The sequence below is a fragment of the Blastococcus brunescens genome (genome assembly GCF_035320885.1).
Lineage (GTDB): Bacteria > Actinomycetota > Actinomycetes > Mycobacteriales > Geodermatophilaceae > Blastococcus_B > Blastococcus_B brunescens.
Map to the genome: position 1 here is coordinate 3,983,465 of NZ_CP141261.1, position 26,801 is coordinate 4,010,265.

Annotated in this window: 27 protein-coding genes and 3 pseudogenes; 8 read left to right on the forward strand and 22 right to left on the reverse strand. The window is 73.1% G+C overall.

Annotated features, from left to right (window positions below; all coding sequences use genetic code 11):
* Positions 1-15: 15 nt before the first annotated feature.
* From U6N30_RS26775 to purB, 8 genes and pseudogenes are all read right to left on the reverse strand, one after another.
* Positions 16-372 (reverse strand): annotated as a pseudogene (locus U6N30_RS26775) (sterol carrier family protein); the annotation flags it as partial.
* On the reverse strand, positions 372-1,703 hold the full coding sequence (locus tag U6N30_RS26780; RefSeq protein ID WP_324274654.1) for an AIR synthase-related protein: 1,332 nt from the start codon (positions 1,701-1,703) through the stop codon (positions 372-374). The pseudogene U6N30_RS26775 and the gene U6N30_RS26780, both read right to left, overlap by 1 nt.
* A gap of 17 nt (positions 1,704-1,720) precedes the next feature.
* Positions 1,721-2,716, reverse strand: a complete 996-nt coding sequence (locus tag U6N30_RS26785; RefSeq protein ID WP_324274655.1) for an AIR synthase related protein — start codon at positions 2,714-2,716, stop codon at positions 1,721-1,723.
* Positions 2,713-3,384 carry a phosphoribosylformylglycinamidine synthase subunit PurQ gene (purQ, locus tag U6N30_RS26790; protein ID WP_324274656.1) on the reverse strand — a complete coding sequence of 224 codons (672 nt, stop codon included), beginning with the start codon at positions 3,382-3,384 and terminating at the stop codon, positions 2,713-2,715. The genes U6N30_RS26785 and purQ overlap by 4 nt, the downstream gene beginning before the upstream one ends.
* A gap of 11 nt (positions 3,385-3,395) precedes the next feature.
* Positions 3,396-3,635, reverse strand: a complete 240-nt coding sequence (purS, locus tag U6N30_RS26795) for a phosphoribosylformylglycinamidine synthase subunit PurS (protein ID WP_179708536.1) — start codon at positions 3,633-3,635, stop codon at positions 3,396-3,398.
* Positions 3,636-3,772: 137 nt separating this feature from the next.
* Positions 3,773-4,072, reverse strand: coding sequence for an endonuclease domain-containing protein (locus U6N30_RS26800; RefSeq protein WP_324274657.1), 300 nt, complete (start codon positions 4,070-4,072; stop codon positions 3,773-3,775).
* Positions 4,073-4,763: 691 nt separating this feature from the next.
* Positions 4,764-5,624 carry a phosphoribosylaminoimidazolesuccinocarboxamide synthase gene (locus U6N30_RS26805; protein WP_324274658.1) on the reverse strand — a complete coding sequence of 287 codons (861 nt, stop codon included), beginning with the start codon at positions 5,622-5,624 and terminating at the stop codon, positions 4,764-4,766.
* The gene (gene purB / locus U6N30_RS26810; protein ID WP_324274659.1) at positions 5,621-6,928 is read right to left on the reverse strand and encodes an adenylosuccinate lyase; all 1,308 of its coding nucleotides are present in this window, start codon (positions 6,926-6,928) and stop codon (positions 5,621-5,623) included. The genes U6N30_RS26805 and purB overlap by 4 nt, the downstream gene beginning before the upstream one ends.
* Positions 6,929-7,045: 117 nt before the next feature.
* Here purB and U6N30_RS26815 point away from each other — a divergent pair, with 117 nt between their 5' ends.
* A complete protein-coding gene (locus U6N30_RS26815; protein ID WP_324274660.1) occupies positions 7,046-8,698 on the forward strand; it encodes an AI-2E family transporter in 1,653 nt (550 codons plus the stop codon).
* Here U6N30_RS26815 and purD read toward each other — a convergent pair.
* Positions 8,605-10,728 (reverse strand): phosphoribosylamine--glycine ligase, encoded by a 2,124-nt coding sequence (gene purD, locus U6N30_RS26820; RefSeq protein ID WP_324274661.1) that lies wholly within the window; start codon positions 10,726-10,728, stop codon positions 8,605-8,607. The genes U6N30_RS26815 and purD overlap by 94 nt on opposite strands.
* A gap of 293 nt (positions 10,729-11,021) precedes the next feature.
* Between purD and U6N30_RS26825 the strand changes: the two genes are divergently transcribed.
* The gene (locus tag U6N30_RS26825) at positions 11,022-12,161 is read left to right on the forward strand and encodes a glycerophosphodiester phosphodiesterase family protein (RefSeq protein ID WP_324274662.1); all 1,140 of its coding nucleotides are present in this window, start codon (positions 11,022-11,024) and stop codon (positions 12,159-12,161) included.
* Here U6N30_RS26825 and U6N30_RS26830 read toward each other — a convergent pair.
* On the reverse strand, positions 12,142-13,431 hold the full coding sequence (locus tag U6N30_RS26830; protein ID WP_324274663.1) for an adenylosuccinate synthase: 1,290 nt from the start codon (positions 13,429-13,431) through the stop codon (positions 12,142-12,144). The genes U6N30_RS26825 and U6N30_RS26830 overlap by 20 nt on opposite strands.
* Before the next feature lie 224 nt (positions 13,432-13,655).
* Between U6N30_RS26830 and U6N30_RS26835 the strand changes: the two genes are divergently transcribed.
* The 5 genes and pseudogenes from U6N30_RS26835 (at position 13,656) to U6N30_RS26855 (ending at position 16,193) form a co-directional block, all read left to right on the forward strand.
* Positions 13,656-14,135 carry a hypothetical protein gene (locus U6N30_RS26835; RefSeq protein WP_324274664.1) on the forward strand — a complete coding sequence of 160 codons (480 nt, stop codon included), beginning with the start codon at positions 13,656-13,658 and terminating at the stop codon, positions 14,133-14,135.
* A 175-nt stretch (positions 14,136-14,310) separates the two neighbouring features.
* The gene (locus U6N30_RS26840) at positions 14,311-14,796 is read left to right on the forward strand and encodes an ABC transporter permease subunit (protein ID WP_324274665.1); all 486 of its coding nucleotides are present in this window, start codon (positions 14,311-14,313) and stop codon (positions 14,794-14,796) included.
* Positions 14,793-15,374, forward strand: coding sequence for an ABC transporter permease (locus U6N30_RS26845; protein ID WP_324274666.1), 582 nt, complete (start codon positions 14,793-14,795; stop codon positions 15,372-15,374). Before U6N30_RS26840 ends, U6N30_RS26845 begins: the two co-directional genes overlap by 4 nt.
* A gap of 98 nt (positions 15,375-15,472) precedes the next feature.
* A pseudogene (locus U6N30_RS26850) lies at positions 15,473-15,523 on the forward strand (hypothetical protein); the annotation flags it as partial.
* A 154-nt stretch (positions 15,524-15,677) separates the two neighbouring features.
* Complete coding sequence (locus tag U6N30_RS26855) at positions 15,678-16,193, forward strand: sugar ABC transporter ATP-binding protein (RefSeq protein ID WP_324278486.1); 516 nt, start codon at positions 15,678-15,680, stop codon at positions 16,191-16,193.
* A 33-nt stretch (positions 16,194-16,226) separates the two neighbouring features.
* Here the strand turns inward: U6N30_RS26855 and U6N30_RS26860 are convergent, their stop codons facing one another.
* The 9 genes and pseudogenes from U6N30_RS26860 to U6N30_RS34675 all read right to left on the reverse strand — a co-directional run bounded on the left by U6N30_RS26860 (position 16,227) and on the right by U6N30_RS34675 (position 21,419).
* Entirely contained in the window at positions 16,227-16,370 is a 144-nt protein-coding gene (locus U6N30_RS26860; RefSeq protein WP_324274667.1) for a GPGG-motif small membrane protein, read from the reverse strand.
* A gap of 97 nt (positions 16,371-16,467) precedes the next feature.
* Positions 16,468-16,935: a DUF3151 domain-containing protein gene (locus U6N30_RS26865; RefSeq protein WP_324274668.1), complete on the reverse strand. Its 468-nt coding sequence runs from the start codon at positions 16,933-16,935 to the stop codon at positions 16,468-16,470.
* 2 nt (positions 16,936-16,937) lie between these two features.
* Positions 16,938-17,969, reverse strand: a complete 1,032-nt coding sequence (gene fbaA, locus U6N30_RS26870) for a class II fructose-bisphosphate aldolase (protein WP_324274669.1) — start codon at positions 17,967-17,969, stop codon at positions 16,938-16,940.
* A gap of 70 nt (positions 17,970-18,039) precedes the next feature.
* Complete coding sequence (locus tag U6N30_RS26875; RefSeq protein ID WP_324274670.1) at positions 18,040-18,291, reverse strand: pentapeptide repeat-containing protein; 252 nt, start codon at positions 18,289-18,291, stop codon at positions 18,040-18,042.
* Positions 18,288-18,668, reverse strand: a complete 381-nt coding sequence (locus tag U6N30_RS26880; RefSeq protein WP_324274671.1) for a pentapeptide repeat-containing protein — start codon at positions 18,666-18,668, stop codon at positions 18,288-18,290. Before U6N30_RS26880 ends, U6N30_RS26875 begins: the two co-directional genes overlap by 4 nt.
* Positions 18,669-18,713: 45 nt before the next feature.
* On the reverse strand, positions 18,714-19,838 hold the full coding sequence (locus U6N30_RS26885) for an FAD-dependent oxidoreductase (RefSeq protein ID WP_324274672.1): 1,125 nt from the start codon (positions 19,836-19,838) through the stop codon (positions 18,714-18,716).
* Complete coding sequence (locus U6N30_RS26890) at positions 19,835-20,059, reverse strand: FAD-dependent oxidoreductase (protein WP_324274673.1); 225 nt, start codon at positions 20,057-20,059, stop codon at positions 19,835-19,837. Before U6N30_RS26890 ends, U6N30_RS26885 begins: the two co-directional genes overlap by 4 nt.
* 12 nt (positions 20,060-20,071) lie before the next feature.
* Positions 20,072-20,812, reverse strand: a complete 741-nt coding sequence (locus tag U6N30_RS26895) for an FAD-linked oxidase C-terminal domain-containing protein (RefSeq protein WP_324278487.1) — start codon at positions 20,810-20,812, stop codon at positions 20,072-20,074.
* Positions 20,797-21,419: pseudogene (locus U6N30_RS34675) on the reverse strand (FAD-binding oxidoreductase). Before U6N30_RS34675 ends, U6N30_RS26895 begins: the two are co-directional and overlap by 16 nt.
* 433 nt (positions 21,420-21,852) lie before the next feature.
* Between U6N30_RS34675 and U6N30_RS26910 the strand changes: the two are divergent.
* Complete coding sequence (locus U6N30_RS26910; RefSeq protein WP_324274675.1) at positions 21,853-22,905, forward strand: IS110 family RNA-guided transposase; 1,053 nt, start codon at positions 21,853-21,855, stop codon at positions 22,903-22,905.
* A gap of 46 nt (positions 22,906-22,951) precedes the next feature.
* Here U6N30_RS26910 and pyrE read toward each other — a convergent pair whose 3' ends face one another.
* From pyrE to U6N30_RS26925, 3 genes are all read right to left on the reverse strand, one after another.
* Positions 22,952-23,443 (reverse strand): orotate phosphoribosyltransferase, encoded by a 492-nt coding sequence (gene pyrE, locus U6N30_RS26915; RefSeq protein WP_324274676.1) that lies wholly within the window; start codon positions 23,441-23,443, stop codon positions 22,952-22,954.
* A gap of 208 nt (positions 23,444-23,651) precedes the next feature.
* On the reverse strand, positions 23,652-26,111 hold the full coding sequence (locus tag U6N30_RS26920) for a molybdopterin-dependent oxidoreductase (RefSeq protein WP_324274677.1): 2,460 nt from the start codon (positions 26,109-26,111) through the stop codon (positions 23,652-23,654).
* A gap of 197 nt (positions 26,112-26,308) precedes the next feature.
* Complete coding sequence (locus U6N30_RS26925) at positions 26,309-26,755, reverse strand: hypothetical protein (protein ID WP_324274678.1); 447 nt, start codon at positions 26,753-26,755, stop codon at positions 26,309-26,311.
* Positions 26,756-26,801 lie beyond the last annotated feature (46 nt).

The window sequence follows — 26,801 nt, forward strand, 5'->3', positions numbered from 1 at the left end:
CCGCAGGGGAAGCAGGCTCGACAGGTCGGCGCGGTTGCCGCTGGCGGTGACCTTCCCGGCCGCGACGGCGCCGTCCCAGCCGAGGCGACCGCTGGCCAGCCGCAGCCAGGTCGCCGCATCGGTCTCGACGACGTTCGGCGGTGTGCCCCGCGTGTGCCGCGGCCCCTCGATGCACTGGACGGCGACGTGCGGCGGCACCCGCAGCTCCACCGACCGGCCGGGCACCTGCTGGGCCAGCCAGCGCGCGCTGGTCTTCACCGCAGCCCCGACCACCGCCCGCGGCGGCTGCTCGGCCTCGCCGTCCAGCCAGGTCCCAACCGGCTCGAAAACCGCGCGCAGCTCGTCGGCCGGGATGGGGGCGGTGCCGGCCATCAGCTGGTCGGGACGGTGCCCGCCGGAACCGTGCCGACGGCGACCCCGGGAGATCCGAACAGGGCCGGGAGCGTGGCGGTCCAGGCCGCACGCAGCTCGGCGAGCGGCAGGTCGAGCACGCCGTCGAGGGCCAGGACGTCCCCGCCGGTGGTCCCGAGTTCCGTCACGGGCACCCCGGCCCACCGGGCCGTCGTCTTCACGCCGCCCGGGTCGGAGGTGGTGACGACGACGCGCGCCGTCGATTCGCTGAACAGGGCCGTGAACGGGTCGCCCGTCAGGCGCAGCCGGGCGCCGACGCCGTACCTCAGCGCGGACTCGGCGAGCGCCTGCGCCAGGCCGCCGTCGGAGAGGTCGTGCGCCGAGCTGACCAGCCCCTGCTTGCCCAGGGCGCCGAGCAGCTCCGCCAGGGAACGCTCGGCCGTCAGGTCGGGTGCCGGCGGCCGCCCGCCCAGGTGGCCGTGCACGACGCTCGCCCAGGCGGAGCCGCCGAACTCGGGCCTCGTCTCGCCGAGCAGCAGGACCGTCTCGCCGGCGTTCCGCCAGCCGGACGGGACCCGCGCGCGGACGTCCTCGTGCACGCCCAGCACACCGATCACGGGCGTCGGGTTGATCGGCACCTCGCCGGTCTGGTTGTAGAGGCTGACGTTGCCGCCGGTCACCGGCAGGCCGAGCGCGCGGCAGCCGTCGGCGAGCCCGCGCACGGCCTCGGCGAACTGCCACATGACCTCCGGCTCCTCCGGGGAGCCGAAGTTCAGGCAGTTGGTGACGGCGAGCGGCTTGGCGCCGGAGACGGCGACGTTGCGGTAGGCCTCGGCCAGGTTCAGCTGCGCGCCGGCGTAGGGGTCCAGCCGGGCGTAGCGGGCGTTGCCGTCGAGCGCGAGGGCGATGCCGCGGTTGGACTCCTCGTCGATGCGGACGACGCCGGCGTCCTCCGGCTGGGCCAGCACGGTGTTGCCACGGACGTAGCGGTCGTACTGCTCGGTGACCCAGGTCTTGTCGGCGCCGTCCGGGCTGCTGACGACGGCCAGCCAGTGCGCCTGCAGCTCGGCGCCGGTCGTGGGCCGCGGCAGGCGCGCCGCGTCGTCGGCCTGGAGTGCGTCGAGATCGGCCGGACGCCGCATCGGGCGCTCGTAGACGGGACCCTCGTGGGCGACGGTGCGCGGCGGGACGTCGACGATGCGCTCGCCGTGCCAGTCGACGGTGAGCCGGTCGCCGTCGGTGACCTCCCCGATGACGGTGGCCAGCACGTCCCACTTCTCGCAGACGGCGAGGAAGTCGGCGACCTTCGAGGGCTCGACGATCGCGCACATGCGCTCCTGCGACTCGCTCATCAGGATCTCGGCGGGCGTCAGGGTGCTGTCGCGCAGCGGACGGTGTCGAGGTCGACGTGCATGCCGCCGGTGCCGGCGCTGGCCAGCTCGGACGTCGCGCAGGAGAGCCCGGCACCGCCGAGGTCCTGGATGCCGGTGACCAGGTCGGCGGCGAAGATCTCCAGGCAGGCCTCGATCAGCAGCTTCTCGGTGAACGGGTCGCCGACCTGGACGCTCGGGCGCTTCGCCGGGCCCTCGGCGTCGAAGGTCTCCGACGCCAGGACGGAGACCCCGCCGATCCCGTCGCCACCGGTGCGGGCGCCGAAAAGGATCACCTTGTTGCCGACGCCCTCGGCCTTGGCCAGCCGGACGTCCTCGTGCCTCATGACGCCGACGCACAGCGCGTTGACCAGCGGGTTGCCGGCGTAGCAGTCGTCGAAGAGCAGCTCGCCGCCGATGTTGGGCAGCCCGAGGCAGTTGCCGTAGCCGCCCACGCCGGCGACGACACCGGGCAGCACGCGGGCGGTGTCGGGGGCGTCGGCGCGACCGAAGCGGAGCGAGTCCATGACGGCGACCGGCCGCGCGCCCATGGTGAGGATGTCGCGGACGATGCCGCCCACGCCCGTCGCAGCGCCCTGGTAGGGCTCGACGTAGCTCGGGTGGTTGTGCGACTCGACCTTGAAGGTGACCGCGTAGCCGTCACCGACGTCGACCACGCCCGCGTTCTCGCCGATGCCGACGAGGAGGGCATCGCTGGGCGGGAGGTCGCCGAACTGGCGCAGGTGCACCTTGGAGCTCTTGTAGGAGCAGTGCTCGCTCCACATGACGCTGTACATCGCCAGCTCGGCCGTGGTGGGGCGGCGCCCGAGGATGTCCTTGATGCGGGCGTACTCGTCGGCCTTGAGCCCGAGCTCCGAGTACGGCTGCTCGTCGTCCGGGGTGCTCGCTGCCAGATCGACGGTGTCGAGGCGGTTGGCCAGCCGGCCCGGGCCGGTGTCGAGGTCGGAGAGGCCTTCGGTGGCGCTGTTGGTCACGCGTTCACGACCGCCTTCAGGACGCTGGTGAAGAAGCCGAGACCGTCGGTGCTCGGACCGGTGAGGTCCTCGACCGCGTGCTCGGGGTGCGGCATGAGGCCGACGATCCGGCCGTTCTCGCTGGTCACGCCGGCGATGTCGCGGCTGGAGCCGTTCGGGTTGCCGTCGGCGTAGCGGAACACCACCCGGTTCTCGCCCTCGAGCCGGTCGAGATCGGCGTCCGAGCCGACATAGCGGCCCTCGCCGTTCTTGACCGGGATGACGATGCGCTGGCCGACCGCGTAGTCGTGAGTCCAGGAGGTGTCGGCCCGCTCGACCTGCAGGACCTGGTCGCGGTTGCGGAAGTGCAGGTGGCTGTTGCGGGTGAGCGCGCCCGGTAGCAGGCCGGCCTCGCACAGCACCTGGAAGCCGTTGCAGATGCCGAGCACGGGCAGGCCCTGGTTGGCGCGGTCGACGACGTCCTGCATCAGGGGCGCGCGGGCGGCGATGGCCCCGGCCCGCAGGTAGTCGCCGTAGGAGAAGCCACCGGGGAGGACGACGGCGTCGACGTCCTTGAGGTCGTGGTCGCCGTGCCACAGGGCCACCGGCTCACCGCCGGCCAGCCGCACCGCGCGGGCGGCGTCGACGTCGTCCAGGGAACCCGGGAAAGTGATGACACCGATGCGCACGATTGCTCTCTTTAGTCGGTGGTGAGGTGCAGCTCGACGTCCTCGATGACGGGGTTGGCCAGCAGGGTCTCGGCGATCTGCTTCAGCTCGGCCTCGTCCGGGGTGCCGTCGACCTCGAGCACGAAGTGCTTGCCCTGGCGGACGCTGGTGATGCTGTCGTGGCCCAGCCGGCCCAGCGCTCCGAGCACCGCCTGCCCCTGGGGGTCGGAGATCTCCGGCTTGAGGACCACGTCGACGACCACCCTGGACACGCCGCCGAGGGTACCGGGCCGCGTGCGGCGTCCCGACCGCCCGCCAGTGACCCTGCTCTCCCCGTGCCGCCGACTGCGACGACGTGGTGGTGATCAGGCCCTGATTGCCACCACGTCGTCGCACTCGCCGCGCGAGCTCAACCGAGCGCCTGCCCGAGCGTCCCGATCACGGACCCGGGCCGGCCCAGGACGTCCGCGGACGAGAACCGCAGCACCCGCCAGTCGGCCAGGACGATGCCGTTCTGCCGGCGGAGATCCTCGACGAAGACTCGTCGATCGCGGTGGACGTTCCCGTCGAACTCGACGACGACGCGGTGTTCGGGCCAGGCGAGATCCACTTGGGCGAGGAAGCGACCGAGCCCGTCCCGGATGACGTGCTGCAGCACCGGACGCGGCAATCCCGCTTCGTGGATGAGCCAGCGGAGCACCGATTCCATGGGCGAGCCGGCCAGGGGTCGGCGCACTCGAGGACCGAGCGCGCCAGGCCGACGCCCCGCCGGCCTCGTGAGCGAGCCAGGATGCGCGGGAACTCGTCGGCCGGGAAGCGGCGCGCCAGCATCTGGTCGGTCAGCGCGAGCAGGGCACCGGCGGGGACGACCGCGGCGAGGTCGATCCAGGTCCGGCTGGGAGAGGTGACGGAAAGCCCGCGGAGGCGGCGTGTCTCCGCTTCTGGCACGACAGAGCAGTGGACCCGCCGGTCGGCGCGGGATCGCACCCGCGACCCGGGAGGGACCGTGAGATGCACACGCACATCGTCAGGCACGAGCGGTAGCTCGAACTCCCACACCGCGGCAGCGGTCAGGTGGCTCAGCACAGCGGTGGGCGGGGCGCCGAGCAGGACTGCGTCGATCCGCGACCGCAGATCGAGGGCCGCGGCGCCCGGGAGGTAGGTGTCCCGGGAGGTCCGAACGATGTCCCGGTGCCGGAGCTGCCACGCCGTGATCCCCTCCGCCTTCGCGGTCCGCCGATCGGTCGGGCGGTGGACGCGGGACGGGACAGGTGGGGTCGGCACCTGCGGAGCGTGCCTGTGGGCGGCCTCGACCCGTCCCGCTGTCCACAGAGCGCGCCGAGTGCGACGAAGTGGTGGTGATCAAGCGCTGATGACCACCACGTCGTCGCAGTCGGGGGTCAGGTGAACGTCGTGCCGGTGAGCTGCTCGTAGGCGGTGACGTAGCGCTCGCGGGTGGCGGCGACGACGTCCTCGGGCAGCTCCGGCGGCGGGGAGACGCGGTCCCAGCCGGACGACGTCAGCCAGTCGCGCACGTACTGCTTGTCGTACGAGGGCTGGACGGCGCCCGGCGACCAGGTGGACGCCGGCCAGAATCGGGACGAGTCGGGGGTGAGCACCTCGTCGCCGAGCACCAGGGAGTCGCCGGCGAGCCCGAACTCGAACTTCGTGTCGGCCAGGATGATCCCGGCTTCCTCGGCGAGCTCGGCGCCCCGCCGGTACAGCGCCAGGGTCAGCTCGCGCAGCTCCTCGGCCCGCGCAGCACCGACGGCGGAGACCACGGCCGCGAAGTCGATCGCCTCGTCGTGCTCGCCGATCTCCGCCTTGGTCGACGGCGTGAACACCGGCGACGGCAGCCGCGACCCCTCGACCAGGCCGGCCGGCAGTGCGACGTCCCGGATGGAGCCGGTGCGCGAGTACTCGACCGTCCCCGAGCCCGACAGGTAGCCACGGGCCACGCACTCCACCGGCAGCATCTCCAGCCGGCGCACCAGCATCGCCCGACCGGCCACCTCGGCGGGGACGTCGACCGCAGAGAGCAGGTGGTGCGTGGCCCCGAACGACGACAGCACCGGAGCCAGCTGGTCGAACCACCACACCGACAGCCGGGTCAGCACGGCGCCCTTGTCCGGGATCGGCGTGGGCAGCACGTGGTCGTACGCCGAGATCCGGTCGGAGGCCACGAGCAGCAGGCGGTCGGGGGCGGCGTCGTAGATCTCGCGGACCTTTCCGCGGGCGACCAGGGGCAGATCCACGGTCATGTCAGCGCGGCCAGCCGGTCGAACAGCGGGCCGAGGTTGGCCACGTACTGCTCGGGCCGGCAGATCTCGTCCAGCCGTGCCTCGTCCAGCGTCACCGACGAGGCGGCCGCCCGCGCCCGCAGGGTCTCGCGGAAGGGGACACCGGAGTTCCACGTCTCCATCGCCGCCGTCTGCACCAGGGCGTACGCGTCCTCGCGGGACAGCCCGCCCTCGACCAGCTCCAGCAGCACCGACGACGTGTAGATCAGCCCGCCGGTCGACTCCAGGTTCGTCCGCATCCGGTCGGCGTCCACGACCAGGTTCTCCACCAGGCCCGCCGTCAGGTTCAGCAGGTAGTCGGTGGTGATCGCGGCGTCGGGCAGGAAGACCCGCTCGGTGGAGGAGTGCGAGATGTCCCGCTCGTGCCAGAGCGGGATGCCCTCCATCACCGGCACGATCGCCGCGCGCACGACGCGCGCCAGCCCGGCGATGCGCTCGGACCGGATCGGGTTCTTCTTGTGCGGCATCGCGCTCGAGCCCTTCTGGCCCGATCCGAACGCCTCCGACAGCTCGCGCACCTCGGTTCGCTGGCCGTGCCGGACCTCCAGCGCGATCGCCTCGCAGACGGTGGCGATGATCGCCAGCGCCGAGACCCACTCGCTGATCCCGTCGCGCAGCACCACCTGCGTGGACGCGTCCGCCGGCCGCAGCCCGAGCGCCGACGCGACGGCGCCCTCCACCGACGGGTCGATCAGCGAGTACGTGCCGACGGCGCCGGAGATCGCCACCACGCCGACGGCGTCCCGCGCCGCCCGCAGCCGGTCCCGGGAGCGGGCTGCGGCAAACGCGAGGTCAGCGACGCGGTGCCCCCAGACGACGGGCTCGGCGTGCACGCCGTGCGTCCGGCCCACCTTGATCGTCGACCGGTGCGCCAGGCCGTGGTCGCGCAGCGCCGCCACCAGCCGGTCGGCCTTGGCCAGCAGCACGTCGGTGGCATCGGTCAGCTGCACCGCGAGCGCAGTGTCCAGCAGGTCCGACGACGTCATGCCGTGGTGCACGTACGCGGCGGCCGAGCGCGGCGTCGTGTTGTCTGCCCACGCGGTGAGGAAGGCGATGACGTCGTGCTGCGTCGTCTCCTCGATCTCCGCGACCCGTTCCGGCGTCGGCGGCGGGGCGTTGCGCACCGGCTCGACGACGTCGGCAGGCACCCGCCCGGCGGCGGCGTGCGCCTCCAGCACCAGGGTCTCCACACGGCACCACAGCGCGTACTTGTGCTGATCGCTCCAGACCCGGCCCATGTCGGGGAGCGTGTAGCGCTCGATCATGCGGGTACCGCCTGGCTCTGCTCAGCTCGTCGCGCCACGGGGTCATCCTCCCGCAGGGCTAGCGGGGTCCCCCTGAGGGGCTTCGATGTTCGTCAGGCCCCTACCTGGAGGTGAGCGATGCGGCGTCGCGCCCGCGACCTCACCGCCCGCGCCCGCGCCCGGATCCGCGCGGCACGCGAGCACGATCCGCACGCCTGGGACGACATCCCCGACGCCGACCGCGCGGTCCTCCTGCACTACGGCGCCATGCCCGACGACGCCACGAGCGACCGCCACGTCGCCACCGACACCGCGCCTCACGACGACGACCCGACCCCTCCACCGCTGGGCAGTCCCGAGCCCGGCGCCCCCGATCTCGACGGCGCGGTCGGCCCGGGCGGGGTCAGCGGACCGCCGGAGGGCGGGCGACCGCAGCGGCCGGGCGAGCCCCGCCAGCTGCTGACCGCCGACCCGCGCCGCACCGGGCGGAGCCGGCTCTCCGCCGAGAACGAGGTCCCGAACGGGCTGCGCATCGCGGCGGCGTGGTCGTGGCGGCTGATCGTCGTGCTGGGCGGCATCTACGCACTGCTGTACGCCGCGGCGTCGATCGCCGTCGTCGTGGTGCCTGTCATCGTCGCCCTGCTGCTGGCCGCGCTGCTCCAGCCCGGCGCGGCATCCCTGGTCCGCCGCGGCTGGCCACCCTCGCTGGCGGCCCTGGTGATGCTGCTCGTCGGGCTCGCGGTCGTCTCCGGGATCATCACCCTGGTCGTCGAGCGGTTCATCGCCGACTACGACAACCTGGCCGGGCAGGTCAGCGAAGGCATCGGCCAGGTGCAGGACTTCGTCGTCCGCACCTTCCCCATCACCCAGGGCCAGCTCGAGGACGCCGTCGCCACGCTCCAGGAGACACTCCTCGACAACCAGGAGACCCTCGCCACCGGCGCCCTCACCACGGCGACGACGGTCGGCGAGGTCTTCACCGGCCTCGTGCTGGCGCTGTTCACGCTCTTCTTCTTCCTCAAGGACGGCCGGACCATCTGGCTGTGGCTGGTCGGCCTGTTCCCGACCGGGTCGCGGGCCTACGTCGACGAGGCGGCCCGACGCTCGTGGCGCACCCTGATCTCCTACGTGCGGGCCACGGCGGCCGTGGCGATGGTGGACGCGGTCGGCATCGGCATCGGGCTGGCCGTCCTGGGCGTCCCGCTGGTGGTCCCGCTGGCAGCGCTGGTCTTCCTCGGGGCCTTCATCCCGATCATCGGCGGGTTCCTCGCGGGCACCATCGCCGTGCTGGTCGCCCTGGTGTCCAACGGGCCGATCACCGCGCTGATCACGCTGGCCGTCGTCGTGGGCGTCATGCAGCTGGAGGGCCACGTGCTCCAGCCGCTGCTGCTGGGCCGCGCGGTGCGGGTGCACCCGCTGGCCGTCGTCCTCGCGATCGGTGCCGGGCTGCTCATCGCCGGCATCTTCGGCGCGCTCATCGCGGTGCCGATCGTGGCCTGCGCCAACGTCGCCGGCACCTATCTCAGCCGCCGCCACCACGGCCCCCGGCCGCCCGAGCCGCGACCGGACCGGGCCCGCCCCCGGTCACCGCCGGCTGACGCTACCGACGGCTCAGGCCGGGCGGCGCACACTGGTCGGCTTCCGCGCCGGCCTCCGCTCCTCGGTCGCTGGCGCTCCCTGCGATGCTCACCCGGCTGTCAGCCGACGGTGATCCGCCCCTCGACGGCGGCCAGCGCGATGTCGGTGCGCCAGTGCGCGTCGGCCAACCGCACCCCGGCCACCCGTTCGTAGGCCGTCCGACGCGCGGCGGCCAGGTCGGGGCCGAGCCCGACGACGGACAGGACACGGCCGCCGGTGGAGACCACCGCACCGTCCGCTGACAGCGCCGTCCCCGCGTGCAGCACGCCGTCGCCGTCGGCGCCGGTCACGGGATCGCCCGTCCGCGGCGCCTCCGGGTAGCCCGCCGCGGCCACGACGACGGTCACCGCCGCGCCGTCCCGCCAGCGCAGCGGCGGGTGGTCGGCGAGCGTGCCCGTGGCGGCGGCGTGCAGGAGGCCGGCCAGCGGCGTCTCGAGCAGGGGCAGCACGACCTGGGTCTCCGGATCACCGAACCGCGCGTTGAACTCCACCACCCGCAGACCCTGCGACGTCAGTGCCAGACCCGCGTACAGCAGGCCGCTGAAGGTCTCGCCCCGACGGGCCATTTCGTCCACGGTCGGCTGCAGCACGGTGCGCAGGACCTCGTCGACCAGGCCGGTCGGCGCCCACGGCAGCGGGGCATAGGCGCCCATCCCGCCGGTGTTGGGGCCGGCGTCGCCGTCGTCGCGGCGCTTGTGGTCCTGCGCGGGCACCAGCGGTAGCACGGTCGTCCCGTCGGTGACGGCGAACAGCGACACCTCGGGGCCGTCCAGGTACTCCTCGACCAGGACCGCTCCACCGGCGTCGAGGACCCGCCGGCCGTGCTCGGCAGCGGCGGCGCGGTCGTCGGTGACCAGCACGCCCTTGCCGGCTGCCAGGCCGTCGTCCTTGACGACGTACGGCGCCCCCACCTCGTCGAGCACCGTCTCCAGCTCGGCCGGACCTCCGACGGGCCACGCCCGCGCCGTGGGGACGCCGGCCGCGTCCATGACGTGCTTGGCGAAGGACTTGCTGCCCTCCAGCTGCGCGGCCTGCGCCGACGGGCCGAAGCAGGCGATCCCCGCGTCGCGGACCGCGTCGGCGGCACCGGCGACCAGTGGCACCTCGGGCCCGATGACGACGAGGTCGGCCGACCACGCCGAGGCGAGCGCCGCGATCGCGTCCGGGTCCGCCACGTCGACGACCAGCGGCTCGGCGAGCGCGCGGGTGCCTGCGTTGCCGGGCGCGCAGGCGAGTGCCTCCACCACGGGGTCGGAGGACAGAGCCACGCACAGGGCGTGCTCCCGGGCACCGGAGCCGATCACCAGTACGCGCACGGCTCGCGACGCTACCCAGGCGGGGTCAGCGGCCCGCGCGCGGCCGGTTGCCGACCTCGCGCTGCGCCCTGAACCGGGTGCGCAGCCGGGCGCGCTCCTCGGCCCGGGCACGCGCATCGAGACGCAGCAGCTGCCGGTGGGCCTCCGCCTGGAGCTTGCGCCAGCCGGCGAACCGGGCGGGGTCCAGCCGGCCGTCGTCGATCGCGGCCGCCACCGCGCACCCCGGTTCCCCTGGTGGCCGCAGTCGCGGAACCGGCAGCCGGTGGCGAGCTCGGCGACGTCGGCGAAGGCGGACTCGACGCCGTCGGCGTCGTCGTGCAGCGCCAGTTCGCGCATGCCGGGGGTGTCGACGAGCAGTCCGCCGCCGGGGAGCTGGTGCAGCTCGCGAGCCGTGGTGGTGTGCCGGCCACGGCCGTCCAGCCGGATCTCGTGCGTGCCGGCGACGGTCCGCCCGGCCAGCGCGTTGGCCAGGCTGGACTTGCCGACGCCGGACGGCCCGACCATGGCCGCCGTCCGGCCGGGCGTGAGCAGGGCGCGGACGTCGGCCAGGCCCTGGCCGGTCACCATGCTGACGGGCAGCACGTCGATGCCGAGAGCGTCCTCGCGGACGGCCTCGACCGAGGCGGTGACGTCGGCGCAGAGGTCGGCCTTGGTGAGGACGACGACCGGCGTGGCGCCGCTGCTCCAGGCGACGGCGAGATAGCGCTCGATGCGCCGCGAGCGCACGCCGTCGCCCAGCGCGTCGACCACGAGGACCAGGTCGAGGTTGGCCGCCACGACCTGGGCCGCCGACGTCCTGCCGGCCGCGCTGCGGACGAAGGCACTCTTCCGAGGGAGGAGGTCGACGGCGAGCTCACCGCGCAGCACGACCCAGTCGCCGACCGCCGGACCGGTGCCGTCGCCCGCGCGCAGAGCGGCCGCCGGGACGACGCGCCGCTCCCCTCGGCGGTCAGAACGGTCAGCCGACCTCGGTCGATGCGCGCGACCCGCCCGGGGACGGTGCCGGATTGCAGCCCGTCACTGCCGCCCCAGCCGAGCGATGAGAGATCTGTCACGGGGCGCATGGTGCTGCCCTGGTCAGCGTTCCGTCATTCGAATTGTGCTCGACTCGTTCGCTTCAGTTCACCCCGTAGCCATCCGATTACGGTTTCGTGACGGACATGCGCGCGACCGAGTCGCTGGCAGCGCGACCAGCGACCCGCCTTCCCCGTCCTGTCGTCATCGGGCACCGCGGTGCCCCCGCCTACCGCCCCGAGCACACGGTCGCCAGCTACGAGCTGGCGATCGAGCTCGGCGCCGAGCTGATCGAGCCCGACGTGGTGATCAGCCGCGACGGCGCGCTCGTCGTCCGCCACGAGAGCGAACTGTCCTGGTCGACCGACGTGGCGGGCCGTCCCGAGTTCGCCGACCGCCACACCACCAAGGAGCACGACGGCGTCCAGTGCACCGGCTGGTTCACCGAGGACTTCACCCTCGCGGAGCTGCGCACCCTGCGCGCCGTCGAGCGGATGCCCGAGTACCGCCCGCTGAACACCGCGTACGACGGCCACTTCGGCATCCTGACGCTCGCCGAGGTCATCGACCTGGCACGTGACCGCTCGACGAGCGACCGCCGGATCCGGGTGCTCGCCGAGCTGAAGCACCCGGCCTGGTCGGACGAGCAGGGCCTGCCGATGGCGGAGCTCGTCGCCGACGAGCTCCGCCGGCTGGAGGCCACCGATCAGCAGGGGCCGGTGCTGCTGCAGTCCTTCGACGCCGGCCTGCTCCGCGACCTGCGGGGACGGCTGGGTGAGCAGGGACCGGAGATGGTCCAACTGGTGAACGACGCCGCCGCGGGCGACCGCATGGTGACCCGAGCCGGGCTCCGGGAGATCTCCACCTACGCCCAGGGCATCGCCCCGAGCGTCGAGCGCGTGCTGCGCAGCGTCCACCCGGTGCGAGGGACCTCGTCGCTGGTGAGCGAGGCGCGCCGCGCGGCCTGGCCGTCTTCACGTGGACCCTGCGGGCGGAGAACGCCTTCCTGCCCGAGCACCTCCGCATCGGCACCATCCCCGAGGCACTGGGCGATGCGATCGGCGTCGCCCGTCAGCTGCTCTCCCTCGGCGTCGACGGCCTCATCACCGACTCCCCGAGCACGCCGCCCGCGCCGTCGCCGAACTGGCCCTCACCGCGGCCTGACGAGCGGGGCCCGAAGGGTCCCCGAGGAAGGCCGCAGAGCCGCGCTACGAACGGAAGGCAGTCAGGGACTCACGGAACACCGGAGAGCCGCAATTAGCAGCCTCAACCGATCAAGTCCCTGATCACCACGTTCTCGTCGCGGCCGGGGCCGACGCCGACGACGCTGATCTGCGCGCCGGAGAGCTCCTCGAGCCGCCGGACGTAGGCCTGGGCGTTCGCCGGCAGCTCGTCGAACGTGCGGCAGTGCCGGATGTCCTCGAACCAGCCCGGCATCTCCTCGTAGACCGGCGTGGCGTGGTGGAAGTCCGTCTGCGTCATCGGCATCTCGTCGTACCGGACGCCGTCGATGTCGTAGGCGACGCAGATCGGCACCGTGTCCAGCCCGGAGAGCACGTCGAGCTTGGTGAGGAAGTAGTCGGTGATCCCGTTGACCCGGCTGGCGTACCGGGCGACGACGGCGTCGAACCACCCGCACCGGCGGTCGCGACCGGTGGTGACGCCGACCTCGCCGCCCTGCTTGCGCAGGTACTCGCCCCACTGGTCGTGGAGCTCGGTCGGGAACGGGCCGGAGCCGACCCGGGTCGTGTAGGCCTTGAGGATCCCGACGACCCGCTGGATCCGGGTGGGGCCCACGCCCGCCCCCACCGCTGCGCCGCCCGCCGTCGGGTTCGAGGACGTCACGAACGGATAGGTGCCGTGGTCGACGTCCAGGAGCGTGCCCTGCGACCCCTCCAGCAGCACCCACTCACCGGCGTCCAGCGCCGTGCCCAGCAGCAGCCGGGTGTCGACGATGCGGTGCTTGAGCGCCTCGGCGTACTGGGTGTACTCCTCGACGACCTCGTCGACGTCGATCGCCTTGCGGTTGTAGACCTTGACGAGGATCTGGTTCTTCTCCTGGAGCGTGCCCTCGAGCTTCTGCCGGAGGATCGAGAGGTCCAGGAGGTCCTGCACGCGGATGCCGACACGGGCGACCTTGTCGCCGTAGGCGGGGCCGATGCCCCGGCCGGTGGTGCCGATCTTGCGCTTGCCCAGGAAGCGCTCGGTGACCTTATCCAGGGCCCGGTGGTGCGGCATGATCAGGTGCGCGTCCGAGGAGATGACCAGCCGCGACGTGTCCACGCCGCGCTCCTCGAGGCCGGCCAGCTCGCCGATCAGCACCTCGGGGTCGATGACGACGCCGTTGCCGATGACCGGGGTGCAGCCGGGCGTGAGGATCCCCGACGGGATGAGGTGGAGGGCGTACTTCTCGCCGTCCGGAGTGATCACGGTGTGGCCCGCGTTGTTGCCGCCCTGGTAGCGGACGACGTAGGGGACGCGTCCACCGAGGAGGTCGGTGGCCTTGCCCTTGCCCTCGTCGCCCCACTGGGCACCGATCAGCACGACAGCCGGCATCGGGGTCTGGTTCTCCTTGGTTGTCGGGGTGGTGGGGCGGGACGGGCTGCGGCACCGGAGGTTCCCGGCTGGCAGATGGCAGGGTATCCGCATGCCTGCCGTGCAGCTGGACCTCCGCCGCCTGGAGCCCGGCCAGGCCCCCGTCCGGAGGACGTCGCCGCCGCCGCGGAGGCGGATTCGCTGCGCGTGCGAGGGCGGTCCCCGGTCTCGCCGCCGTCCTCACCGTGCTCCTCAAGGCCGAGCGGACGGCGCTGGTCCCGGTGGCGTGGGAGCCGGCCGGGGACAAGGCGTCGGTGGCCCTGGCCCGCGACATCGGCGTCGGCACCGGCGAGCCGCGCGACCTCTGCCTCGTCCGCGACGACCACGGCGGCGTGCTGCTGCACCACGGCCGGGTGGAGGCCGCCGGCGACGGCCGCCGTTCCCTGAGCCGGCGCCTCGGGCTGCAGGCCCACCACGACGACATCAAGGTCGCCGACGGCGAGATCACCCGCATCGACGTCCGCCCCGACTGGCGCGCCGTGGACACCATCGGGGTGACGGTCGTGCTCCAGCCGCTGCGGCCCACGCGTCAGACCAGCGGACGGGCGCTGCAGATCGCCTCCGACCCGGCCCGCATCGTCCGGGACGGCGTCCCCTACCCGCGGCCGGTGCACCGCTGGACCTGGTACGCCGACGACCGCGTCCGCTGGCGGCTGCAGCCCTGAAGAGGACCCCGTCCTGCCCACCCCTTCCCAGGCTCAGGGCGGGACCCAGGACGGGGCCGGGGCGGGTTCCTGCGGGGGCCGCACGGGCAGGGGACACTGGGGGCATCACCCCGCCGAGGAGGTTCCCGCTGCCGTCGTCCTGCGCCCCGTCCGGGCTCCCGCCCCGGTGTGAGGCGTGCCGGTGATCTCCGATCGGCTGCCGTCGCAGGCAGCGCCGGCCGACCCCTCGCGCGACCAGCGGCTGCTGGGCCGGGCACTGGCCCGGCCGAGCCTGCCGGCACTGGTCGCGCTCGCGGTGGTCACGGTGGTCTTCGGCCTGCAGGCACCCGCCCTGGCGACGACGGGTGGGCTGGCCAGCGTGCTGGACACGGCGGCGCTCCTGGGCATCGGCGGCGTCGCCGTCGGGCTCCTGCTCATCGCCGGGCAGTTCGACCTCTCGGTGGGTGTCCTCGCCATCGCCAGTCCGCTGCTCACCGCGCTCCTGGTCCAGCAGGCCGGCTGGGCCATCTGGCCGGCCCTGCTGGCCTCCCTGGCCGCCGCCCTCGTCGTCGGCCTGGTCAACGGGTTCCTGGTCGTCAACACCGGCCTGCCGAGCTTCCTGGTCACCCTGGCGACCTTCCTCGTCCTGCAGGGGTCTCGCAGGCGGGAGCGCTGGCCGTGACCGGGTCGGGGCGGGTCGCGGGCGTGGACGAGTCCGCCGGCTGGGACACCGCAGTCGCCGTGTTCGGCTCCACGCTGCAGGTCGGTGACGCGCGCTTCCGCGTCTCGTTGCTGTGGTGGCTCGGAGTCACCGCCCTGGCCACCTGGGCGCTGTGGCGAACGCGGTTCGGCAACGCGGTCTTCGCCAGCGGCGGAGCCCGCACGGCGGCCCGCCAACTCGGGGTCCCCGTCCAGCGGACGACGCTCACCCTGTTCTGCCTGACCGCCTCGGCCGGCTGGCTCATCGGCACCCTGGGCCTGGTGCGGCTGGGCGGAGTGGCGGTGAGTTCGCCAGTGCTGAGCACGGCGATCGACTTCATCGTCGTGGCCGTCCTCGGCGGCTGCCTGCTCACCGGGGGCTACGGCTCGGCCATCGGCGCCTCGGTGGGCGCGCTGCTCTACGCGGTCTCGCGGGAGGGCATCGTCCTGGCCGGGTGGAACCCGCTGTGGTTCCGCGCCCTCCTCGGCGTCCTGCTGCTGGTGGCGCTGCTGGCCACCGGGGTCGTGCGCCGGCGGCTGAAGGCGGTGCCCCGCTCGTGAGCTCGTCCGCGCCCCGTCCCGCCCCGCACCTGCCGGAGCTCGAGCTCCGGCGGCTGAGCGTGCGCTTCGGCAGCGTGGCCGCGCTGTCACGGGTCAGCGTGACGCTGCCCGCCGGCGAGATCACCTGCGTCCTCGGGGAGAACGGCTCGGGCAAGTCCACGCTGGTGTCGGTGCTGTCGGGCCTTCGGCCGCACGACGAGGGCAGCTGCTGCTCAGCGGCGAGCCGGTGCGCTTCCGCTCCCCCGCCAGGCCCGTGCCGCCGGGATCGCGACGGTCTGGCAGGACCTCGCCGTCGCCCCGCTGCTGTCGATCTGGCGGAACTTCTTCCTGGGCGCCGAACCCACCCGCGGGGTGTGGCCGCTGCGCCGGCTGGACGTCGAGCAGGCCCGGGAGACGACGATCCGGGCCATGGCGCGCGTGGGCGTGACGCGCCTGGACCCCGACCAGCCGGCCAGCACGCTGCGGGCTGGCGCGCGGCAGAGCCTGGCGATCGCGCGGGCCATGCACTTCGGCGCCCGGGCCCTGATCGTCGACGAGCCCACGGCGCCGCTGACGGTCAACCAGCAGACCCTGCTGCTGCAAGCGATCGTGTCCGCCCGCACCCAGGGGCTCGCGGTGCTGCTGGTGACGAACAATCCGCGCTACGCCCACCTGGTCGGTGACCGGTTCCTGCTGCTGGCTCACGGCTCGGTCGCGGGCCTGCTGACCCGGGACGACGTCGACGCCTCCGACCTCATGCGGCTGATGGCGGGTGGGGAGGAGTTCAGCGCCCTCACCGAGGCCCTCACCGCACTGCACTCCGAACTCGGGGACCGCTGAGCCCCGGGCCCCGGGAAGGGGCCCGGGGCGCGGTCAACTCAGGATGCTGACCCCGCCCGGCCCGACCAGCAGGCCGACGACGATCAGCACGATCCCCCACAGCAGCTGCTTCCGGACGATCGCGACGATGCCGGCGATCACCAGTACGACGGCGAGGATCCACAACAGGGTGTCCATGCGCAGTCTCCGTTCGTGCGGGCGCCGGGACGGCGCCGTGCACCGACAGTGATGACCGTCACGATGATCTTGCAAACCTGACCTGCGCACGTGCAGGTCAGAGCGCCGACGCGAGCGGACCGCAGATTACCGAAAGTGAGGCCTCAGGGGCGAGACTGGGATCGCAGTCGCGCAGCAGCTGGGTGCAGCGCTCCTGCTCGTCGTGCTCCCCGATCGCCTCGGCCGCCTTCGCGAGCACGGTGACGCAGCGCAGGAAGCCGCGGTTGGGCTCGTGCGACCACGGGACCGGGCCGAAGCCCTTCCAGCCGTTGCGCCGGAGCGCGTCCAGGCCGCGGTGGTAGCCGGTCCGGGCGTAGGCGTAGGCCTCGATGGTGTCCGGGAGCGTCCGCTCGGGGCGGCCGAGCGACTCCTCGGCGAGGGTGGCCCACAGCGAGCTGACGGTCGGATGATGGGCGACGACCTCGGCCGCCGTCGCGCCCTCGGCGAGCTCGGCGTCGGCCTCCGGCGTGGCCGGCAGCAGGGCGGCCGGCGGCTCGCCGAGCAGGTTGTGGTGGGAGTGCGACATGGTCAGCCGCCCGTCGACTGGCCGGCGGACAGCAGGTCCTCGCACGCCTCGACGACGCGCGCGGCCATGCCGGTCTCGGCGGCCTTCAGGTAGCTGCGCGGGTCGTACGCCTTCTTGTTGCCGACCTCGCCGTCGACCTTCAGGACGCCGTCGTAGTTGGCGAACATGTGCGCGGCGATCGGGCGGGTGAAGGCGTACTGGGTGTCGGTGTCGACGTTCATCTTCACGACGCCGTAGGACAGCGCCTCGCGGATCTCCGACTGCGCCGAGCCCGAGCCGCCGTGGAAGACGAGGTTGAACGGCTTGGCGTCGGAGGTGCCGAACTCCTTGGCGACGACGTCCTGACCCTGCTTGAGGATCTCGGGACGGAGCTTGACGTTGCCGGGCTTGTAGACCCCGTGCACGTTGCCGAACGTGGCGGCCAGCAGGTAGACGCCCCGCTCGCCGAGGCCGAGCGCCCGCGCGGTGGCCACGAAGTCGCCCTCGGCGGTGTAGAGCTTCTCGTTGATGTCGTGGGCGACGCCGTCCTCCTCGCCACCGACGACGCCGATCTCCACCTCCAGCACGATCGTGGCCGCGGCCGCCTGCTCCAGCAGCTCCTCGGCGATCTGCAGGTTCTCGTCGAGGTCGATCGCCGAGCCGTCCCACATGTGCGACTGGAACAGCGGCTCCTGCCCGGCGTCCACCCGGTCCTTCGACAGCGCGATGAGCGGGCGGACGTAGCTGTCCAGCTTGTCCTTCGGGCAGTGGTCGGTGTGCAGTGCGACGTTCACCGGGTACTTCTCGGCGACGACGTGCGCGAACTCGGCCAGCGCCACCGCGCCGGTGACCATGTCCTTCACCCGGGTGCCGGAGCCGAACTCCGCGCCCCCGGTGGAGAACTGGATGATGCCGTCGCTGCCGGCGTCGGCGAACCCGCGGAGGGCCGCGTTGACCGTCTCGGAGGAGGTGCAGTTGATCGCCGGGTAGGCGAACCCGCCCTCCTTGGCCCGGCGGATCATGTCGGCGTAGACCTCGGGGGTCGCGATGGGCATGCGGGGCACTCCTCGGATCGGTCGCTGGTGCACGGCTCTCTGCGTCAGGGTCAGTATCGCGCCGGAGCGGTCACCCCGGGGCGTCGGGGCGGACGCGGAGCCCCAGCGTGGTCACCAGGACCACCGCTTGGGTGACGTCGACCTGCGCGCCGGCCAGCTCCACGGTGCGCGGATCGACCGCGGACAGGTCCGAGCCCCGCAGGTCCGCGCCGCTGAGATCGGTCTCGTGGAACCAGGCCCCGGACAGGTCCAGGTGCCGCATCGTCGCGCCGGAGGCGCGGGCCCCGACCAGGTCCACCTCGCGCATCCGCGTGCCGGTCACCGTGGCCCGCGAGAGGTCCGCCCCGGGAGCCCGACGAAGGACCAGTCGCCGCCGGTCACCGTCAGCAGGTCGAACGAGCACCGGTCGAACATCGAGCCGACGAGCTTGCAGTCGGTGAAGGTGGCCTGGAAGAACGAGCACCCGGTGAAGGTGCAGTTCAGGAAGGCCGCCTCGGTGTGCTGGGAGAGGTTGAACCGGCAGTCGCGGAAGGTGCACTCGGTGAACACCGCACCCTCGTCGGTGGCCTCGGTGAGGTCGACGCCGATGAACGCGACCCGCGTGTGCTCCTGCCGGGAGAGGTCCTCGCCGTACCAGTCGGCCTGCCGGATCTCGCTCTCGGTCGGTGGCGCCTCGACGCCGTGCTTGCGGTCCGCCACCAGCTCACCCCCGCCCACCGACCCCGACGACACCGCGCTTCCCCGTCAGCCCTGCTCGATACGACTCGCCACCCGCGCGGCCACCACCACCGGGTCGTACGTCGGCGAGAAGGGCGGCGCGTAGGACAGATCCGACCCGGCCAGCGTCTCGGCCGTCATCCCCGCCCAGATCGCCGTGGCGAAGACGTCGATCCGCTTGCCGCTCCCCGGACCGCCGACGATCTGCGCACCGATCAGCAGCCCCGAGCCCCGCTCCGTGAGGATCTTGACGTGGATGGGCGCTGCCCCGGGGAAGTAGCCGGCCCGGGTGGAGGACTCGATCAGCTCGGTCCGGTAGTCGTAGCCGGCCTCCTCGGCCTGGGTGGTGCACAACCCGGTGCGCGCCACCTCGAGGTCCCCGACCTTCGTCATCGCCGTCCCGAGCACGCCGGCGAAGCGGGCCGCCCGCCCGCCGATCACCGACCCGGCCACCCGCCCCTGCTTGTTGGCGTGGGTGCCCAGCGCGACGTGGATGGCCTCCCCGGTGATGCGGTGGAAGGTCTGCGCGCAGTCGCCGGCGGCGAACACCTCGGGGTGCGAGCGGCTGCGCTGGGTGTGCGCGACGTCGATCGCGCCCGTCGTCCCGAGCGCCAGCCCCGCCTCTCGGGCCAGCGTCGTCTCCGGTCCCATGCCCAGTCCGAGGACGACGAGATCGGCGTCGTAGGCAGCCTCGTCCGTGCGGACGGCGCGGACCGCGCCGTCGGGCCCCAGCTCGATCTCGCGGACCGGCTGGTTCGGCTGGACGTCGATGCCCATGGCGCACATCGCCGCGCAGACCCGCTCCCCCATGTCGTCGTCCAGCTGGCCCATGGGCAGCGGGTCGGCGAGGACGACGGTCACCTCGAGGCCGCGGATCTGCAGCACCTCGGCCATCTCCAGCCCGATGTAGCCACCACCCAGGACGACGGCCCGCTTGGCCCCCGCGGCGATCGCGGCCCGGATGTCGGCGCCGTCGGCGAGCCGGTGGACGCCGTGCACACCGTCGGCGTCCAGGCCGGTGACCGGGGGCCGGAGCGGCTTCCCGCCCGTGGCCACCACGAGGGAGTCGTAGCCCAGCCGCTCCCCGCCGGCCGCGACGACCTCGCCCGCCCCGAGATCGATGCCCTCGGCGCGGGTGTCGGTGCGGATCACGACGTCCTGCGCGGCGAAGTCGGCGGGGGTGCGCGCCAGCAGCTGGTCCCGGTCCTCGACGAGCCCCCGATCCAGTACGGGATCCCGCAGGCGGAGTAGGAGATCTCCGGTCCCTGTTCCAGCACGACGATGTCCAGCTCCCCGGCGTCGCGCAGCCGGCGCGCCTGGGCGGCCGCCGACAGACCGGCGGCGTCACCCCCGATGACCACGAGGCGTTCCACGCCGACAGGGTGTCACCCCGGACCGACAGCCGTCAGGTCAACGAAGGCCGAGGTCCCCACGGCCGCCAGGTCGCGGACGCCCGCGCGCCGGAAGACCTTGCCCGGGTTGAGCAGACCCGCCGGGTCCAGCGCGTCCTTGATCGCGCGGTGCACGTCGAGCGCGACGGGGCCGATCTCGCGCTCCAGCCAGTCGACCTTGATGGCGCCCACGCCGTGCTCACCGGTGATCGTGCCCCCGAGCGACAGCCCGAGCTCCAGGATGTCGTCGAACGCGGCGAAGGCCCGCTCCCGCTGGTCGGCGTCGGCCGGGTCGAAGCAGATGGTCGGGTGCATGTTGCCGTCACCGGCATGCCCCACGACGCCGATGGTGAGCGCGCGGCCCGCGGCGATGGCGTCGCAGCCGTCCAGGAACTCCGCGATCCGGGACCGGGGGACGGCGACGTCGTCGATCAGCGTGCTGCCCAGCTGTTCCAGGGCGGGCAGCGCCATCCGGCGGGCCTGGAGCAGCAGGTCACCCTCGGCCGGGTCGTCGGTGCTGTGCACGAGGTCCGCGCCGGCCTCGCGGCACAGCTGCGCCAGCGCCTCGATCTCCCGGACGGCCGCCTCCCCGCCGGCGTCGGACTGGGCGACCAGCAGGGCGTGCGCGCCGCGGTCGAGGTCGGCCTTCAGCAGATCGTCGACGGCGCAGATGCAGGTGTTGTCCATGACCTCGAGCAGGCTCGGGACCAGGCCGGTGGTCACCACCCGCTCCACGACCTGCCCGGTCTGCGCGGTCGACGCGAAGGTGGCGACGAGGGTGACCGGCGGCTGCGGAGCCGGGCGCAGCGCGAGGGTCGCCTCGGTGATGACGCCGAGCGTGCCCTCGGACCCGACGAACAGCCGGACGAGGTCGTACCCGGCGACCCCTTGACGGTGCGCCGGCCCGTGCGCAGCACGCGCCCGTCGACGAGCACGACCTCCAGGCCCAGCACGTAGTCGGTGGTGACGCCGTACTTCACGCAGCACAGACCACCGGAGTTCGTGGAGAGGTTGCCGCCGATGGTGCACCAGTCGTAGCTGGAGGGTCCGGCGGGTAGAACAGCCCCGCACCGGCGACCGCGTCGCGCAGCGACTTGTTCACCACGCCCGGCTGCACGACGGCCAGGCGGTCGGCGGGTGCCACCTCCAGGACGGCGTCCATGCGGGTCATGACCAGCGTGATCGCGCCGTCGACGGCGTTGCTGGCGCCGGCCAGCCCGGACCCGGCGCCGCGCGGGACCACGGGGACTCCGTACCGGGAGGCGATCTGCATGACGTCGACGACGTCGTCGGTGCTCCAGGGCAGGACGACGGCCGCGGGCGTGCCGGCCGGGGCCAGCATCGCCTGGTCGCGGGCGTAGGACGCCGTGACGTCGGGATCGGTGAGGACGCTGTCGGCGCCGAGCGCGTCCCGTAGCTCGGTCACCCACGCAGTGGTCACCGTCACACCGTAGCGAGCCCCGCCGATGATCAGGTTCCCTGACCGTTCTGGGACCTCCCTCGCGGTCGACCGTCAGGAAGGACTGTGAGTGTGGCCGGGTCGGTACATCGGTGATGGGCTGACGGCCGACAGCAGTGGGTGTGACTCCAGGGAGGACTGGCTTCGTGCCTTGCATGGGACCTGTCCGCCTGCTGCTGTCGGCACCGGCCCGGCGGGAGACGTTGGCCTGATCAGGAGCTTGACCGCCAGTAGCTGCTGGCGTGTCTCATCACAGTCCTGCCATCTCCGCACCGGACCGGGACCTGCCGCGTCCCCCGGTCAAGGAGAAGAACGCATGTCCATGCTGGCAGAACTGGTCGAGGTCGTCATCGGCGTCGACACGCACAAAGACACCCACACCGCTGCCGTGATCGACACCGGCACCGGCGGGGTGCTGGCCCGGATCACCGTGCCGGCTGACCCGGACGGTTATGCCCGGCTCAGCGCGGTGGCGCAGGAGCACTCCGGGCTGCGGGCCTGGGCGATGGAAGGCTCTGGCGGCTACGGCGCCGGCCTGGCCCGGCACCTGGCCGAGCTCGGTGAACTGGTCATCGAACTGGACCGCCCCAAGCGCCCGGCGCGCAAGGCCGGAGCGAAGTCTGATCCGATCGACGCCGAACGCGCCGCCCGGGATGCGCTGGCCCGCACCCACCTGGCCCAGCCCAAGACCGGTGGCCAGCGCGCGGCGCTGCAGATGCGACTGACCGCCCGCCGGGCCGCGATCGAGGCCGCCACAGCCGCCCAGCGGCAGCTGCACGCGCTGGTCACCACCGCCCCCGAGGTGGTCCGGGGCAAGTTCCGCGGACAGTCCACCCGCACCATGATCACCACCGCTGCCCGGCTGCGACCGACGGCGGCCACCGGGGAGCTGGAGGTGATCACGGCGTTGACGGTGCTGCGCGATCTGGCCCGCCGGATCCGGTTCATGGAGAAAGAAGCCCGCGGGCACGAGACCCAGATCCGCGCCATCGTGCGGTCCTGGCGGCCCGATCTGCTCGAGCTGACCGGAGTCGGCCCGATCGTCGCCGCCACCGCGCTCACCGCCTGGTCCCACCCCGGCCGCTGCCGCGACGATGGCGCCTTCGCCATGCTCGCCGGCACCGCACCGATCCCGGCGTCCTCGGGCAAGACCGTCCGCTACCGACTCAACCGAGCAGGCGACCGACAGCTCAACCGCGCCCTGCACACCGTGGCCCTCGTCCGGCTACAACGCGACGCACGCACCCGCGCCTACGCCGACCGCCGCCGCGCCCAGGGCAAGACCGACCGAGAGATCAAACGCATCCTCAAGCGCTACATCGCCCGCGAGCTCTACCGCCGCCTCGAAACAGTCCCCACGACGCCTTGACACGTCATAGGAGCGTCCCCTAATGACCAGGGACCCTGATCAACAGTCAGGCGAGGCCGAGGTCGGAGAGCTCGTAGGCCGCGCGGTACTCGAAGCCGGCCGCCTCGACCGCTGCGCGCGCGCCGCGGTTCACGATCACGGCCACCCCGATGACCTCCGCGCCGGCCTCCTGCAGGGCCTCGGCCGCGGTGAGCGGGCTGCCGCCGGTGGTGGAGACGTCCTCGACGACGAGGACGGCCCGGCCGTCGACGTCGGGCCCCTCGATGCGGCGCTGCAGGCCGTGCGCCTTGCCGGCCTTGCGGACGACGCAGGCATCCAGGAAGCCCTCGCCACCGGCCGCCGCGTGCAGCATCGCCGTGGCCACCGGATCGGCACCGAGGGTCAGGCCGCCGACGACGTCGTAGCGCAGGTCGCCGGTGAGCTGCCTCATCACGCGGCCCACGAGCGGGGCACCCTCGTGGTGCAGCGTGAGCCGGCGCATGTCGATGTACCAGTCGGCCTCCCGCCCCGAGGAGAGCGTGACCTTCCCGTGCACCACGGCGAGCTCGACGATCAGTTCGAGCAGGCGGTCACGGTCGGGGTGCGCAGCGGCCCCGTTCCAGGGGCCCGCCGCGAGGGACCAGGGGTGGGGGAACGGGGTCCTTATCCATGGCTCCGAACCCTAGACACGGACCCCGGAAACGGCGCAGGGCCGCCGTCCGACCCGAGTCGGACGACGGCCCTGCGCAGGCCCCAGGGGCCCTCGCTCACATGCTGGCGGGGGCCAGCACCTGGTCGATGATGTAGACGGTGGCGTTGGCGGTCTGCACGTTCCCGCAGATCACCGAGGCCTCCATCTGCGTGACGGTCCCGTCCATGGCGATGGTGAAGTCCTCACCGGAGCCCTCGATGGTGACCTCGTCGTTGTTCAGCGTGGTGTGCGTGCCGGCCAGCTCGTCCGGCGCCAGGCGACCCGGGATGACGTGGTGGGTCAGCACGGTGGTCAGCGCGGCCGTGTCGGCCAGCAGGCCGTTCAGCGCGTCCGCGGGAACCGCCTCGAACGCCGGGTTGGCCGGGGCCAGCACGGTGATGTCGTCAGTGGTGTTCAGCGTGTCGCCGAGGTTGGCGGCCGTGACGGCCTGCACCAGGGTGGACAGCGCCGGGTTGTTGCTGGCGGCGGTGGCGACCGGGTCGTCGGTCATCCCGGTGAAGCTGCCCTCGCCCTCGGCGGGAACGGCGGCGCAGCCCTCGCCGAACGGCTCGTCGGACACGGGCATGGCGCTGCTCTCGGTCGCCTCGCTCTCCATGCTGCTGCTCGTGTCGGCGGCCGCGCCGGTGTCCTCGGCCACGTCGTCCGAGCCGCAGGCGCTCAGGGTGATGGCGAGCGTGGAGACGGCGGTGAGAAGGACGCCGCGGGTGAGCATGTTGTTCTTCACGAGGTGGTGCTCCTTTGTCCTGGCCGTGCGACCGCATTGTCGCGGGCGGGTGGTGCACCGGCCGCGGTCGCGGTCGGGATTCGCGTCGCCGACAGCTGCCGGGACGAGTCTGTGGGGTGGCCGCTCATCCGGCGACCACCTGGATGGAGTGCCAGCCGCTGGAGCCCGCGGGGAAGGGCGCGGCGCGCTCCTCGGTCTGCAGCTCGCCGCCGGCGCTCGTGGCCCGCACGGTGAGCGAGTGCCGACCGGGGGCGAAGTCGTAGGGCAGCACCCACTGGCGCCACAGGTCGGCATCGACCTGCGGGGAGAGCTCGGCCTCGACCCAGTCCTCCTCGTCCACACGGACCTCGACGCGGGCGATCCCCGGGTCTGGGCCCAGGCCATGCCGGCGATGGCACGGCGGCCGGCCGGGAACTCGCGCAGCGGCGCCGGCGTGTCGATCCGGGAGGCGATCTTGATCGGGCCCTCGGCCGCCCAGTCGCGCTCGGTCCAGTAGGCGTCGACGGCGTCGAAGGTCGTCGCCTCGATGCGGACCAGCCACTTGCAGGCCGAGACGTAGCCGTAGAGGCCGGGGATCAGCATCCGCACCGGGAACCCGTGCTCGACGGGCAGCGGCTCGCCGTTCATCCCGAACGCCAGCATCGCGTCCTCGACCTCGAGGGCGTTCCGGGTCGGCGCGCCGATGGTCATGCCGTCCTCGGAGCGGCACAGCAGCTGGTCGCTGCCGGTCCGGATGCCGTTCTCCTGCAGCAGGGCGGCCAGCGGGACGCCGATCCAGCGTGCGGTGCCGGCCAGGCCGCCGCCCACCTCGTTGGAGACGCAGGTCAGGGTGATGTCCCGTTCGATCAGGTCGTCGCGCTCGAACAGGTCGGCGAGGGTGTAGCTGCGCGGCGAGTCGAACATCCCGGCCATCTCCAGCCGGTAGTCGGCCGGCCGGATGCGCGGGACGGCGATCGCGGTGTCCACCCGGTAGAACTCGGCGTTGTCGGTGAAGAGCGGGGTCAGCCCGTCGATCTCGTCGGACAGGTCGGCACCGGGAGGCAGCGGCTCGGCCGGCGAGTCGGGTGCCGGCAGGGCCAGGGCGGCACGGTCGCCGGCGATGTCGAAGCGCTGCTGGAGGAGCCGACCGCCGCCGCCGGTGATCGCTGCCGCGCCGAGGGCGACGCCGCTGGTCAGGAAGAAGCGCCGCCGGTCCAGACCGCTGCCCTTGCGGTCGGTGGAGCCGAGGATCTCGCGCAGCCGGTCGACGACCCGCTCGTCGGCGTGCCCCTCGGGGGCCGGCGTCGGCCGGCCGCCGGGCACCGCGGGATCGGGTGCGGTCAGCGGGGCCAGGAGTGCCAGGAGCGCCAGGATCCCGGCTCCGGCGCCGATGAGCGACGGGAGCGCGTCCAGCGGTCCGCCCGCGGGCCGGGTGAGCGCGGCGAGCACACCGACGGCGCCGAAGAGGGCGATCCCCAGGACGCCGATCCTGCGGTTGCGCAGACCGACCAGACCCACCAACAACGCGTAGACGGCGATGACCGCCAGCGTTCCGACGACCAGGGCGATCTTGTCGTTCTCGCCGAAGGTCCGGATGGCGAAGGCCTTGACCGGCTCCGGGGTCAGGGTGATGGCCGCGTCCCCGACGGCGATCACGGGCGACGACGCGGGGCCGACGAGTGCCGCGACCAGTTCCGCGACGCCGAGCGCAACCGCGGCGGACAGCAGTCCGGCCAGCGCGGCGAAGGCGCGACGGCCGCGGGGGCGCTCGTGCCGCTCGGCCCGGTGGGGCGCCTGCGTGGACGTGGTCACGCTCTGTCTTCGGGCAGCACCCCGGATCCGGATTCGATCTCACTGAAATATCTGGTGCACAACCGGTCCGCGGCATCGGTGGCTACGGCGGCGCGCCTGACAGCCCCGCGCCGCCCCGGCCGATCACGGTCCCCTGCGCGTCGACCTGAGGCGGCTCATCGGCGGCGCCGTCGTGCAGCGCCGCCGATGAGGACGGTTCAGCCCTGGCCGTTCGCCCGCTGCCAGCCGCGGTAGCGGTACCACTCGTTGGACGGCGCGAGAGCCAGCGCCACGATGCCGACCGCCGTCAGGATCAGCTGGAACCAGCCCAGCGAGGTCAGGAAGCCGGTGCTCTGGCCAGTGCCCGCGGCCAGGCCCACCAGCCCGAACACCACGCTGATGCCACCCAGGACCCAGATCACGATCCGCGCCCAGTTGCGGCCCTGCCACGCGAACCAGAGGAACAGGACCTGCAGGGCGACGATGATCAGGGCGATCACCGCGCCGATCATGATCCCGGTGCGGATGACGTCCTCGGTGACGGCGGGATCGGTGTTGGTCTGCAGCGCGTCGTTGATCAGGGTGTCGACGTCGGAGAAGGTTGCGATCGACGCGATCAGCCCGAGCACCAGGCTGGCGACGAGGGCTCCGATGCCGACGCGCACCGTCGTCGGCCGCTCCATCGGCGTCGGGGCGCCGTACCCCGTCGGG

Bases quoted from the DNA above. Each gene is read 5' to 3' on its own strand.
- U6N30_RS26780 (WP_324274654.1), bottom strand. From the start codon at position 1,703: ATGAGCGAGTCGCAGGAGCGCATGTGCGCGATCGTCGAGCCCTCGAAG.
- U6N30_RS26800 (WP_324274657.1), bottom strand. From the start codon at position 4,072: ATGGAATCGGTGCTCCGCTGGCTCATCCACGAAGCGGGATTGCCGCGT.
- U6N30_RS26805 (WP_324274658.1), bottom strand. From the start codon at position 5,624: ATGACCGTGGATCTGCCCCTGGTCGCCCGCGGAAAGGTCCGCGAGATC.
- purB (WP_324274659.1), bottom strand. From the start codon at position 6,928: ATGATCGAGCGCTACACGCTCCCCGACATGGGCCGGGTCTGGAGCGAT.
- U6N30_RS26815 (WP_324274660.1), top strand. From the start codon at position 7,046: ATGCGGCGTCGCGCCCGCGACCTCACCGCCCGCGCCCGCGCCCGGATC.
- U6N30_RS26825 (WP_324274662.1), top strand. From the start codon at position 11,022: ATGCGCGCGACCGAGTCGCTGGCAGCGCGACCAGCGACCCGCCTTCCC.
- U6N30_RS26830 (WP_324274663.1), bottom strand. From the start codon at position 13,431: ATGCCGGCTGTCGTGCTGATCGGTGCCCAGTGGGGCGACGAGGGCAAG.
- U6N30_RS26860 (WP_324274667.1), bottom strand. From the start codon at position 16,370: ATGGACACCCTGTTGTGGATCCTCGCCGTCGTACTGGTGATCGCCGGC.
- U6N30_RS26865 (WP_324274668.1), bottom strand. From the start codon at position 16,935: ATGTCGCACTCCCACCACAACCTGCTCGGCGAGCCGCCGGCCGCCCTG.
- fbaA (WP_324274669.1), bottom strand. From the start codon at position 17,969: ATGCCCATCGCGACCCCCGAGGTCTACGCCGACATGATCCGCCGGGCC.
- U6N30_RS26910 (WP_324274675.1), top strand. From the start codon at position 21,853: ATGTCCATGCTGGCAGAACTGGTCGAGGTCGTCATCGGCGTCGACACG.